Annotated in this window: 12 protein-coding genes; 3 read left to right on the plus strand and 9 right to left on the minus strand. The window is 65.8% G+C overall.

Annotated elements, in window-relative coordinates; genetic code table 11:
• Positions 1 to 43: 43 nt before the first annotated feature.
• Complete coding sequence (locus tag ADT71_RS14335; protein ID WP_054437843.1) at positions 44 to 949, minus strand: ABC transporter permease; 906 nt, start codon at positions 947 to 949, stop codon at positions 44 to 46.
• Between the two features lie 96 nt (positions 950 to 1,045).
• On the opposite strand from ADT71_RS14335, the gene ADT71_RS14340 reads away from it, so the two are divergent.
• From ADT71_RS14340 to ADT71_RS14350, 3 genes are all read left to right on the plus strand, one after another.
• Positions 1,046 to 1,747: a GcrA family cell cycle regulator gene (locus ADT71_RS14340; RefSeq protein WP_054437845.1), complete on the plus strand. Its 702-nt coding sequence runs from the start codon at positions 1,046 to 1,048 to the stop codon at positions 1,745 to 1,747.
• A 13-nt stretch (positions 1,748 to 1,760) separates the two neighbouring features.
• Positions 1,761 to 2,447, plus strand: coding sequence for a peptidylprolyl isomerase (locus ADT71_RS14345; protein ID WP_054437987.1), 687 nt, complete (start codon positions 1,761 to 1,763; stop codon positions 2,445 to 2,447).
• A 448-nt stretch (positions 2,448 to 2,895) separates the two neighbouring features.
• The gene (locus ADT71_RS14350; protein WP_054437846.1) at positions 2,896 to 3,192 is read left to right on the plus strand and encodes a hypothetical protein; all 297 of its coding nucleotides are present in this window, start codon (positions 2,896 to 2,898) and stop codon (positions 3,190 to 3,192) included.
• Positions 3,193 to 3,254: 62 nt separating this feature from the next.
• Here ADT71_RS14350 and ADT71_RS14355 read toward each other — a convergent pair whose 3' ends face one another.
• From ADT71_RS14355 to fliG, 8 genes are all read right to left on the minus strand, one after another.
• A complete protein-coding gene (locus tag ADT71_RS14355) occupies positions 3,255 to 3,926 on the minus strand; it encodes a flagellar hook assembly protein FlgD (protein WP_054437849.1) in 672 nt (223 codons plus the stop codon).
• 12 nt (positions 3,927 to 3,938) lie between these two features.
• Complete coding sequence (locus ADT71_RS14360; RefSeq protein ID WP_054437850.1) at positions 3,939 to 5,345, minus strand: flagellar hook-length control protein FliK; 1,407 nt, start codon at positions 5,343 to 5,345, stop codon at positions 3,939 to 3,941.
• A 100-nt stretch (positions 5,346 to 5,445) separates the two neighbouring features.
• Positions 5,446 to 7,545: a flagellar biosynthesis protein FlhA gene (flhA, locus tag ADT71_RS14365; RefSeq protein ID WP_054437852.1), complete on the minus strand. Its 2,100-nt coding sequence runs from the start codon at positions 7,543 to 7,545 to the stop codon at positions 5,446 to 5,448.
• A 23-nt stretch (positions 7,546 to 7,568) separates the two neighbouring features.
• Complete coding sequence (locus ADT71_RS31405; protein ID WP_231635887.1) at positions 7,569 to 7,904, minus strand: helix-turn-helix domain-containing protein; 336 nt, start codon at positions 7,902 to 7,904, stop codon at positions 7,569 to 7,571.
• Between the two features lie 106 nt (positions 7,905 to 8,010).
• The gene (gene fliN / locus ADT71_RS14375) at positions 8,011 to 8,373 is read right to left on the minus strand and encodes a flagellar motor switch protein FliN (RefSeq protein ID WP_054437989.1); all 363 of its coding nucleotides are present in this window, start codon (positions 8,371 to 8,373) and stop codon (positions 8,011 to 8,013) included.
• 11 nt (positions 8,374 to 8,384) lie between these two features.
• The gene (gene fliF / locus ADT71_RS14380; RefSeq protein ID WP_054437854.1) at positions 8,385 to 9,998 is read right to left on the minus strand and encodes a flagellar basal-body MS-ring/collar protein FliF; all 1,614 of its coding nucleotides are present in this window, start codon (positions 9,996 to 9,998) and stop codon (positions 8,385 to 8,387) included.
• 96 nt (positions 9,999 to 10,094) lie between these two features.
• Positions 10,095 to 10,754 carry a flagellar biosynthesis protein gene (locus tag ADT71_RS14385; protein WP_231635888.1) on the minus strand — a complete coding sequence of 220 codons (660 nt, stop codon included), beginning with the start codon at positions 10,752 to 10,754 and terminating at the stop codon, positions 10,095 to 10,097.
• A gap of 227 nt (positions 10,755 to 10,981) precedes the next feature.
• Positions 10,982 to 12,010 (minus strand): flagellar motor switch protein FliG, encoded by a 1,029-nt coding sequence (fliG, locus tag ADT71_RS14390; protein ID WP_054437859.1) that lies wholly within the window; start codon positions 12,008 to 12,010, stop codon positions 10,982 to 10,984.
• Positions 12,011 to 12,077 lie beyond the last annotated feature (67 nt).

Consider the following 12,077-nt stretch of genomic DNA (forward strand, 5'->3'; position numbering starts at 1 on the left):
GTCCGAACGGGGCGTTTTCGCATGTGGCGAAGGGGAAAGGATGTCAGCCCTTGAGCTTCCAGCCCGAACGCAGGACCAGATAGATGATGCCCGCCAGCACCGCGTCCAGCAGACCCATCCCGATCGCGCTGTGGAGCACGGCCATGTTGGTATCGCCGATATCGCTGACACCCAGGAAACCGAACCGGAAGCCCGAGATCACGTAGAAGAACGGATTGAGGCGGCTGATCGCCTGGAAGGTGGGCGCCAGGTTGTCGATCACATAGAACGTGCCGGAAAGCAGCGAGAGCGGCGCGATCACGAAGTTGGTGACGGCGGCGTTGTGATCGAACTTCTCGGCCCAGATCGACGACAGGAAGCCGAGCAGCGCGAGGAATACCGAACCGGTGAGGCCGAACCAGATCACGGCCCAGGGATGCGCCATCGAAAGGCTCACGCCCGGCCACAGCAGCATAGCGCCCGACAGCGCGAGCCCGACCAGAACCGCGCGGGTCACCGCCGCGGCGACCATGGCCAGCATGAGTTCGCCTTCGCTCAGCGGCGGCATCAGGTAATCGATGATCGTTCCCTGGATCTTGCCCGCCAGGAACGAGAAGCTGGAATTGGCGAACGCGTTCTGCATCATGCCCATGACGATCAGGCCGGGCGCCACGAAAGTCGCGAAGTTGACGCCGAGCACTTCCCGGCCGCCGCGCCCCATCGCCACGGTGAAGATCACCAGAAACAGCAGGGTAGTGATCGCCGGTGCCCAGATCGTCTGGGTCTGGACCTTGAAGAAGCGGCGGACCTCCTTCATATAAAGGGTCTTGAGCCCCTCCCAGTTCACCTGGTGGATCAGGGGTTCTCCCTTCGCCGGGAAATGGCGGGCCGGGATCGTCCGGGGCACGATGTGTTCTGACACGCTCCCGTCCTGTGTCGGCAGTTCGGTCGAATTCGTTTGATCGGGCATGGACCGGCGAGTATCGGCTGCGGCTTTCCAAGGCAAGCCGCGCCACGGAATTTTGGGGCGATTCTTGGTTCGCCCGATGAAGAGATGGAACACCGAATGAGCTGGACGGACGAGCGGATCGAGAAGCTGACCAAGATGTGGGAGGGCGGAGCCACCGCCAGCCAGATCGCGGACGAGCTTGGCGGCGTCAGCCGCAATGCGGTGATCGGCAAGGCACACCGCCTCGGGCTCAAGGCACGCCCTTCCCCGGTCAAGGCCAACGAAAAGCCGGCCCGCCCGGCACCCGCCCCGAAGAAGCCCAAGCCCGTTGCCGAGGCCGCGCCAGCCGCGCCCGCGCCGCAGGTCGAAGCGCCCGTCGTGCGCGCCGCGCCGCAGCCGCCCGTGGCGCCGGCGCCCCGCAGCCCCGCTCCGGTGGCACCGCCGGTCGCCGCCAGCGAAGATGCCCCGGCCGCGCCGAAGGGCCCGCGCGTCGTCTCTGTCGGCCCCGGCGGCTTCCTGCGCCAGGGCCCCGGCGATCAGCAGCAGCCGATTCCGCCCGCGCCGCCCCGCCGCCTGGTGCCTGCCAAGCCGAGCGCGGAAATCGCCGACAAGACCAGCCTCCTCGACCTCAGCGACCGCGTGTGCCGCTGGCCGATGGGCCACCCCGGCGAACCGGACTTCCACTTCTGCGGAGAAAAGGTGAACCCCGGGTTCCCTTATTGCGTCGAGCATTGCGGCCGGGCCTATCAGGCACAGCTGCCGCGCGGCGCGCGCCGTCCTCCTCCGCCGCTTCCCTTCGGCGGCCCGCGGGTTCGCTGATCCGATGAAGACGATGGTGCGGCGACGGGCCCTGAATGCCTGGCTCATCGCCGCACCGTTCGTTCTGGCGCTCGCCGCCCCTGCCCTCGCGCAGAACGCTCCGCCCTCCGGCGAAACCGCCGCATCGAAGCCTGCCGAGCCCAAACCTGCAGAACATGTCTACGTTGCGCTGACGACCAGCGCCGGGACAATCACCCTCGATCTCGACAAGGCCCACGCCCCGCTCACGGTCGCGAACTTCCTCAAGTACGTCGACAGCCGCAGGTTCGACGGCGCCAACTTCTACCGCGCCATGCATCTCGACTGGGGCGACCAGCCCAACGGATTGCTGCAAGGCGGCCTGCAGGGCATCAACGTGCTGCCGCCGGTGCCTCATGAGCCCACCAGCGCCACGGGAATCACGCACAAGGCCGGCACCATCTCCATGGCCCGCTACGCGCCCGGCAGCGCCACGGCGGACTTCACGATCATGCTGAGTGACATCCCGTCCCTCGATGCGCAGCCCGCTTCGGACAATCCCGAAGCCCGCGCAGGTTTTGCCGCCTTTGGTCATGTCGTCTCGGGCATGGACGTGGTGCGCAGGATCTGGGACCAGCCCCGCTCGCCCACCAAGGGCGAAGGCGTCATGAAGGGCCAGATGCTCGAACCGCAGGTGAAGATCGTGAGCGCGCGCCGCGTTCCCCCGCCCGCCACGCCTTGAGACTTCCGGCGCCTGCCGCCATTTCCACAAAGACAATAGCGCTGTGCGTCGCCCTAGCGCGTAAAGCCGGCAGCCTGCCGAAGATTGTGGATTAAATTTCTGGCATCTCCCTGAACACAACCACATCGGCGTTAGCTTTGGGTAATGCCGCCGCCTGTCGATTCGCTCATAATCCGCGGGTTTCCGCCCTTATTCGGCGCTCCCCGTTTGCCAGACCAACTGTCTCGCCTTCCACGGTAAGAGAACATTTACCCAATCGCCAAATCGAATACGGGAAATCCCTTAGTTGGTCCCAGTGACCACGGGAGCCATTGAACTTTCAGGGGTTGTGGGACTCCCTCTCAGGTCCGGGGGCACGGACTGCATCTATTCGGTTCGATGTACTTTTGAGAGTGCGATGATAGAAAATTTACCTTGGAATTGCGCCGGCGAGGCCGGTCCAACTGTCGTGTCGCACGAAGAGTTCTGGTTCTCGCTCAAGTTGAGAGTTGAATCGACTTCTCAGCTTTGGCAGGCGGCCGCGCTTCGCTGCATGAGTCAATCGGACGTCTCCTATGAGGAGGTGGACGAACTGATCGGTCCGATCGACGATCCGTCGATCGCGGATTGCCTGATGATCCTGGCGTTGCCCGAACGTATTCCGGGCTGCACCAGGCTCGACGTCTCCCTCCAGTCGGCGGAGAGCGTGGAGCCGGCAACGGGCATCGGAAATGCCAACCGTCACAGCACGGTCGGCCAGGCCTGAAACGAGAAAGGCCCCTGAACCGGCTGGTTCAGGGGCCTTTCTCGTTTTCGGGGCCGTTCCGGTCAGCTATCGGTGCTGGCGCCGGCAGCCGCGAGGGCGACGAGGCCGGAGGCGGACATGCGGATACCGTTGACGCCCAGCATGATGTTGGTGCCGTCGGTCACCACGTCATCCACGATCGCCACCGAGTTGATCGTCGTATCCAGCGCATTGCCGGCGGCATTGGTGGCCGTGATCGACAGCGTATAGGCGCCGTCCGCGGCCTTCGTGCCGTCAGCCTTGGTTCCGTCCCACTCGTAGGAGCCCTGCGTGGTGGGATCGAGCGTCACGGTGTTCACCACGGTGCCCGAGGAATCCTTGATCGTGGCGGTGATGGTCGAAGGCGTGCCGTCCACGTAATAGGTCCAGTGGGCCGGTGCGCTGCCGAGCCCGGCAACCGGGGAATCGAAACGCGCCTCGCGCCCGATGTAGCTCGATGCCTGCGCCATCTGCTGCGAGGTGAGCTGGCTGAGGATGTCCTCCAGCTTGCCGGTCTGCTGGATCGACTGCTCCACCTGCGAATACTGCACGAGCTGCTGCGTGTATTCCGAGGTATCCATCGGATCGAGCGGATCCTGGTTCGTCATCTGCGTCGTCAGCAGCTTGAGGAACAGGTTGTAGTCAGTCAGCAGCCCCGAAGTGGAGGCCGCCGTGGTGTCGCTCGTGGTCGACGTCGTGCTTGAAACCGTGGTCATTGCTCTTGTGCCTTATGCCATGAGATCGACATGACCGCTGCTCCTGAGCGGTCGGTAGATCGGGTCGTCGCTCCCGCCGAATGTGTCGGACAGGCTGCCCTGCGCCTGCCGCTGCCCTTGCTGGTCACCCTGCCAGCGCTGTCCGCCCTGCCCGCCCGAGCGGCTGTCGAAGCGCAGGGACTGGCCGTCGGCACGGATACCGGCGTCGGCCAGCGCACGATTGAGATCGGTGCTTTCGCGTCGCAGCATGTCGAGCGCGGAAGAACTGTCCGCCGACATGACCGCGCGCAGGACGCCCTCGTGGTCGAAGGATAGGCGCACGTCGATCCGGCCCATGTGGCGCGGGTCGAGACGGATGAGCAGGTCGTCGCTGCCCTTGTCGAGGGCGCGGGCGATCTCCACGCCGATATCGGCGCCGAACTGGCCCTCCTGAACGGACACTGCCGCGCTCTGGGTCGCCGACTGCGTTGCCGGGTAAGGCAGCGCGGCCGGGCGCGCGGCCGTGCCGGTCAGCGTCTGCGACAGCAGCGGGGTCGAAAGATTACCTTCGCCCTGCGCGGCGGACTGATCCGGCGCGAAATCGGCCTGCTGCATCGCCGCCGAGCCGGCGCCCTGTCCGCGCGTTGCCGCCGGCTCCGGGGCGAGACGGTCGGCATTGCCCGCCGAACGGTCGGCAGCGGATGCCCTGCTCGCTAGCTTGCTGCCGGACTTGCCACCGATTTCGCCGCTCTTGGTGCCGCCTTCGGTCTTTTCGGCCTTCACGTCCGGGACCGCCTGCGGCGCCACCGCCAACGCGGGCTGCGTCGCAGCGGGCACGGGCATGTTCTGAACTTGCGCGGTCTGGACAAGGCTCGCCGGATCCACGTCCGCATCGCCGGCATCCGGCGCGCTGCCGTCCTCGGCAACCGGCGCATCGGCAGCCGCGCCATCGGCCGGTACTGCCGTGTCGGTGCCGGAGGGAACCTGCGAAGCGGCGGCCTGCGCCGCAAGCTGCGCCAGCGTGGTCTTTGCCGTTTCCGCCTGCGGAGCGAGCTTGTCGGCCACCGTCTTGTGTGCGGCCGCCGGCTTGGCGCCCTGTTCCGGCTTCCCGGCGAGCGCCGCGCCCGGTGTCGCTGCCACTGCCGCCTCTTCAAGCGAAGTCGCCGCGGTCCACGGCTGCTGGACGAGCTTGCCGTTCTCGGCAGCGTCAGTGGGAGCGGCCAGTGCCGGGTCGGCGGCGGGAACGGTTTCCGCTCCGGTCCCCGCCGCCTCGCCCGCGATCATGGCAGAAGCGGCAGGCGCGGTCTTGCGGGTCGCGCCGAGCAGGGTTCCGAACGCGACCGGCGCCTTCTGTCCGCTTGCGGCCAGGCTGTCGGCGCTCGTTGCGGCGCCTGCCGCCGGTGCGGAGGTGGGAAACAGGGCATTCATGGAAACCGGCATTATGGAGCATCCTCCGGCCGGCGATACGCGGCCATGTTGTTATCATAGAGGGTTTGCACCGGTCCCGGTCGCACCCTCGCCTTCACTCGGGCCTGCCGCTTCAGCCGATCGTGCCGAGGCTGCGCAGGCGCGCGCGCGGATGGATTTCGTTCTGCGAGAGCACCACCGTTGCAGGGCGGACGCGCTCGATGATCGAACGCACGAACGGCCGCAGCGGCGGGCTGGTGAGCAGGCAGGGAATTTCGCCCTGCGCGGCAAGGCGGTCGTAGCCCTCGCGGACGGCGGTAATGAAAGCCTGGAGATGCGAGGGCGCCATGGCGAGGTGGCGGTCGTCGCCCAGGCCGACGATGGCCTCCCCGAAAACCTCGTCCCATTGCCCGCTGAGCGTGACGATGGGGATCGTCCCGTCGAACGTCTGCTGGGCGGAGATCTGGCGCGAAAGGCGGGCACGGACGTGCTCGGTCACTTGCGTGAGGTTGCCCGACATCGCGGTTGCCTCGGCAATGCCTTCGAGGATCGTCGGCACGTCGCGGATCGACACGCCCTCGGACAGCAGGTTCTGGAGAACGCGCTGCACGCCAGAGATCGAGATCTTGCCGGGAATGATGTCGGAGATGAGCTTCTCCGATTCCTTGTGGACCTCGTTCAGCAGCTTCTGCGTCTCGGTATAGGAGAGCAGGTCGGCGATGTTGTCCTTGACGATCTCGGTCAGGTGCGTCGTCACCACGGTGCCGCAATCGACCACGGTAAGGCCGCGGAATCCGGCTTCCTCGCGCATGTCCCGGTCGATCCAGAGCGCCGGAAGCTGGAACACTGGCTCCTTGGTGGCCTCGCCCCGGATGCCCATGTCCTGGCCGGAAGCGTTGATCACCAGCAGCTTGCCGATGCGCAGTTCGCCGCGCGCGATCTCGGTCTCCTTGACGAAGACGATATATTCGTTCGGCTTGAGCGCCATGTTATCGAGAATGCGGACCGAGGGCAGCACGAAGCCGTAGTCGATCGCCATCTGCCGGCGCAGCGCGCGCACCTGGTCGTCCAGGCGCGGCTCGGCCTGCGAATCGTTAATGAGCGGCAGCAGGCCGTAGCCCAGCTCGATGCGCAGCGAATCGATCGCAAGCGTGCGCGAGATCGGCTCCTCGGCCTGCGCCTCCATCTGCTGCTGGTGCGTGAGCGCTTCCTGCATCCGCTCCTGCGCGGCCTTTGCCTCGGCCTTGCGCGACATCGACCAGGCCAGCCAGCCACAGGCCGCGCCAAGCGATGCGAACGGGAAGAATGGCAGGCCGGGCATGAGCGCCAGCACGCCCATCAGCACGCCGACGATGCCGAATGCCTTGGGATAGCGGCCGAGCTGCTCGCCGAGTGCGGCGCCGGTCTTGCCGACCACGCCGCCCTTCGAGACCAGCAGGCCCGCCGCCGTCGAGACGATCAGCGCCGGAATCTGGCTGACCAGACCGTCGCCGACGGTCAGGATCGTGTAAGTGGTGAAGGCCTCGCCGAAGGGCACGCCGTGAATGGCCACGCCGATGATGAGGCCGACGACGATGTTGATCGCGGTGATGAGCAGGCCGGCAACGGCATCGCCCTTAACGAACTTCGAGGCACCGTCCATCGCGCCGTAGAAGCCGCTTTCCGCCTCGATCTCGGCGCGGCGTTCGCGGGCCTGCGCCTCGGTGATGGTGCCCGCATTGAGATCGGCGTCGATCGCCATCTGCTTGCCGGGCATGGCATCGAGGCTGAAGCGCGCCGCCACTTCGGCGATGCGCCCTGCGCCCTTGGTGATGACCACGAAGTTGATGACGATCAGGATCGCGAAGATGGTGAGGCCGATCACGGTCTCGCCGCCCATCAGGAACTCGCCGAAAGCCGCGATAACGCCGCCCGCCGCGTGATGGCCTTCATGCCCGTGCCCCAGGATCAGGCGCGTCGAGGCAAGGTTCAGGCCCAGCCGCAGCATCGTCACGATCAGCAGGATCGTCGGGAAGCTGGAAAGCTGGAGCGGCTTTTCGATGAACAGCGCCGTCATCAGGATCAGGACCGAGGCCGTGATCGAAAGCGCCAGACCCATGTCGAGCATCCAGCCCGGCATCGGCAGGATCAGCATGGCGATAATCGCGCTGACACCCAGCGCCAGCGCCAGGTCGCGGCTGGGGCCGAGGCGCGTCAGGAACTGGTCGAGCCTTGCAGAGACGAGTGCGTTCATCGCTTCACCGGGTTCCGAAAGCTTCAGTGGCGGATCAGGCCCGGCGGCACCACGAGGCCGTCGGACAGGAAGGTTCGCAGCTTGTTGCGCATGGTCCGCACCGAGATGCCGAGCATGGACGCTGCGGTCGTGCGGTTGCCGCGGCAGCGTTCGAGCGTCTGCAGGATCAGCTCGCGCTCCACTTCGGCGATGTTCTGGCCCACCAGTTCCGACACCGCCATGGTGACGGACTGATTACCGGCCCGTTCACCACGCAGGCGCGCCATGACATCCTGAAGGTTCACCGCGATATCCACCACGACGATATCGCCGTTGGCACGGTGCCACGCTTCGAGCACGGCCGGGTTCGCGGTTCCCACCGCGATGCTCGCGGCGACCCGCGCACCATCTCGACCGCGAGGCCCATGGCGTTGCCAAGGTCGCCGACCAGCATCAGACGGGTCGGATCGTGATCGGACACGGGCATCATGCCTCCTGCCGCACGATTTCGGTCAGCGTGATGCCCAGCGTGCTGTCGATCAGGACAACTTCGCCGCGAGCGATCAGGCGATTGTTGACGAAGATGTCCACCGGCTCACCCACCCGGCGGTCGAGTTCGACGACCATGCCGGGCTTGAGGCGCAGCAGTTCGCCGATGTCCATGCGCGAGCGGCCAAGCACGGCCTGGACCTTCACCGGCACGTCGAACACGGCGTGCAGGTCGTCGGGCGTGGGCGGCGTGGTCGGGCGCGGGGACCGTTCGGTCGTTCCTTCGCCGCCCATGTCAGCGGGGTTCTCTTCGGTCAGGTGAGCAGGCGCCAGCTGGCGCGGCTCGAGCTCGTCGCTCATGGTCATACCTTTCAACTGTTCATCCACTGACGGATTACGGATGCGGATTCTGCGGGACTGGCCGAGATGGCGTCACCGATGCGGCGCAGGGCGGAAAGCTTGATGCGGCCATCGACCTGAGCAAGCGCGATCTCCTGGTCGAGCAGGGGTTCGCCCTCTCCAGCCCGCATTTCCTCGAGCTGCCGCATGGCGTCCTCGTCGCCGTCGGCCGCCCGTTCGCTCAGCGAGATCATCTCGGCATCCGGAGCGGGCAGGCGCTGTTCCACCACGCCTTCTACCAGCGGCGGTTCGCCGAGCTTGGGCTTCAGCATGCGGATGGCGAAGAGGATGATGCCGCCCACCAGCAGGATCTTCAGGACGTCGAAGATGCGGTCGGTGGTGATGCCGAAGGGCAGGCCGGAATCGGCGCCATCGAGATCGGTCGGCGCGTTGAACGCCATGTTCTCGACCACCACGCTGTCGCCGCGATCGGCATCGAAGCCCACGGCGTTCTCGACCAGCCGCTGCAGGCGCTGGACCTGCGCGGCAGGAAGGCCCTGCGGACCGCCGTCGACCATGACCGCAACGGTCAGGCGCTTGACCTGCCCCGGCGTGCGGACCGCGACCTTCTGGGTCCGGCTGTTCTGGTAGGTCGTGTCTTCAGACGTCTCGTTCTGCGCCGAACGGCGGTTTTCGCCGCCGTTGCCGGCCACGTTGCCCTGGTTGTCCGGCAACTGCGCGCCCACGGTCACGCCTTGCGCGCCGGCGGAGTTCTCGTCGTTCTGGTTGTTGGATTCCACCGTCACCTGATGGGCGACGACCTGGGTATCGGGATCGAAGACTTCCGATTCCTCGCGTACCTGATCGCGTTCGAGCACGGCGGCCACTTCGGCGCGCACCTTGCCCTGGCCGACGATCGGCTCGATCATCGATTCGATCTCGTTGCGCAGGCGCGCCTCGACGGCGTTCTGGCGATCCTCGAGATTGCCCGCGCCCGCATCGCCGCCCTCACCCGCACGCGCCAGAAGCGCGCCGGTCTGGTCGACGATCGACACGGCCTCGGGATTGAGATCGGGCACGGCGGAGGAAACGAGATAGCGGATCGCCTGGACCTGCTCGCCGGAAAGACGGCCATTGGTCTTTACCGTGACGGAAGCGCTGGCCTTGCGCGGTTCGGTCTCGAACATCGCGCGGTCGGGCATTACGACATGGACGCGTGCCTTGGCCACTTTCTCAAGGCTCTCGATCGAACGGACGAGTTCGCCTTCGATGGCGCGGGTCTCGTTGAGCTTGGCGCGCGAGGACGAGATGCCGAAAGGCTCCTCGGCATCGAGCACCTCATAGCCGATCTTGCCGCCGAGCTGCTCGGACGCCATCGACATGCGCAGTTCGGCCAGCTTGTCGACCGGCGCCATGACCGACGTGCCGTCCGCCGAAAGCTGGAAGGGCACGTTCTGCCCCTTCAGCTTCTCGGTGATCGACTGTGCGGCCGAAGGATCGAGATCGGTATAGAGGTAGCCCATCTCGGTCGTGGGGCTGCGAAAGGCCATCCACCCGAGACCCGCCAGCATGGCAAGGGCCACGCCCCCCATCAGCAGGGCCCGGCGCGGACCGATCTGCTCGATAAAGTTCCGCAACGCGTTCAAAAGTCGCCTCTTACATCAGCAGCGGCACCCCCCTGGCGTCGCTGCTGACATTATAGGATAATCGGCTAGGCAACTCTTGCCGGTAACAGGAAAAGTTTACGCAGCGCCTTCCGGCGCGAGGACGCCCGCGAGTTCGCCCATGACGGCGGCGCGGCGGGAAGCGGAATCGACGTTGAGGCCGCCCTCGGCCCAGCCGATATGGGCATCGTTCATCGGCAGCGTCTCGTCGTCGATCACGACGATCGCAAGCGCGCGGCGTTCACGGCTGCGGCGCTCCTCCACCAGACGCTCGATATCCTCGCGCATGGCGGGATTGGCCCGGATCGAAAGCGCGGTATCGCGGGAAACCTGATCGAGGGCGCGGGTCAGCGCTTCATCGATGGCGCGCGCGGGCTCGGCGGCGATGGCATGACCGGCGAGCAGTTCGGCGGCCTGGAGCGCAATCGCCCCGGCCTCGGAAATGACCTGGTCCATCACGGCATCGAAGCGTCGTTCCACTTCGTCCACCGAAGCGTGAAGTGCGTCGGTCGCCGCCAGCATCGCCTCCGCACGCTCGCCCCGCGCCTGCTCCAGCCCGGCGTCGAAGCCGTCGGACCTGGCCCTTGCGAGTTCGGCGACATGGTCCTCGTGAAGACGTTCGATGCGCGCCTGAAGCTCCGCGACATGCTCGCGCAGTTCCTCGTGCCGCCGTTCGTCCACGGGCTCATTGGTCGGGAATCGAAACACCCTGTCGAAACCGAATGGCTGAATGGTCATGGGATCCTCCATCATCGCCGCACCCTCGGAATCTCTATACGTCTTCATCAGGTCTAACTCATTAATGACGCCAGCGAGGCTTGCGCTGATCCATTCTGCCCCAAACCTCGACGGCCTCTTGGCGAGTTTACGACTTCGCCCGGACTTCCCCGCGCGGAACCGGCAAGCACCTGTTTCCGCGAAGAACTCTTCAGGAATATGACGCGCGTACAAAATCGGACATTTCATCAATAGATCATCGCATCGTCGCTCTTGGGATCGACCAGCATGATTTCGCCGCGATCGCCGAGCGACTTGGCAAGGCGGACCAGCGCGGTCTGCGCCTCCTCGCATTCGCGTGCGCGCACGGGGCCCATCGCCGACATGTCGTCGCGCATCAGCTTGGCGGCGCGTTCGGTCATGCCGTTGAAGAAGATCTTCTTCATCTCGTCCGGCGCGCCCTTCAGCGCCAGCGCCAGCTCGCGCTTGTTGCAATTGCGCACGATCGTCTGGATCGCACCCGGCAGCAGATTCGCCAGATCCTCGAAAGTGAACATCAGCGCACGGATGCGCTCGGCCGATTCGGGGGCCTTCTCGTCCAGCGCGCCGAGCATCGCTTCCTCGGTGGAGCGGTCGAGCGCGTTGAACATTTCGGCCATGGTCTCGTGCGGATCGCGGCGCTGCGCGCGTGAGAGGTTGGTCATGAACTCGCTCTTCAGAGTCTGTTCGACCTGGACGATCACGTCCTTCTGCACCGTATCCATGCGCAGCATGCGCATGACGACATCGGTGGCGAATTCGCGCGGCAGCTCGGACAGGACGCGCGCGGCGTGATCCGGGCGCAGCTTGTGGAGGATGACCGCCACCGTCTGCGGATATTCGTTCTTGAGATACCCCGCGAGCACCGCCTCGCTGACGTTGGACAGCTTGTCCCACATCGTGCGGCCGGAAGGACCACGGATGTCCTCCATGATTTCCTTGACCCGGTCCGCCGAAAGGATGCCTTCGAGCAGCCTTTCGGTAGTCTCGTAGGAACCGTGAAGCGTCGCCATGCTCGAGACCTCGCCCGAGAACTGGACGAGCAGATGCTCGACGACGACCGACGGCACCCGGCCGAGCTGGGCGATCGTGGAGGACAGCTCCTTGATCTCCTCGGTGGTGAGCTGCTCCCAGATCGGACCGCCATGATCGCGGCCGAGCGCGAGCATCAGCGCGGCAGCGCGCTGCATGCCCGAATACTTCTTGAGCTCCGGCGGCTCACCCACCGCGGCCATCATCGTCACTTCGATACCCCCGAAAAATTGCTCGGTCCCGTACGGTCAGGGCCTCGTTCCTTCTATTTAT

The organism is Novosphingobium sp. ST904 (assembly GCF_001298105.1).
In the GTDB taxonomy this organism is placed as follows: domain Bacteria; phylum Pseudomonadota; class Alphaproteobacteria; order Sphingomonadales; family Sphingomonadaceae; genus Novosphingobium.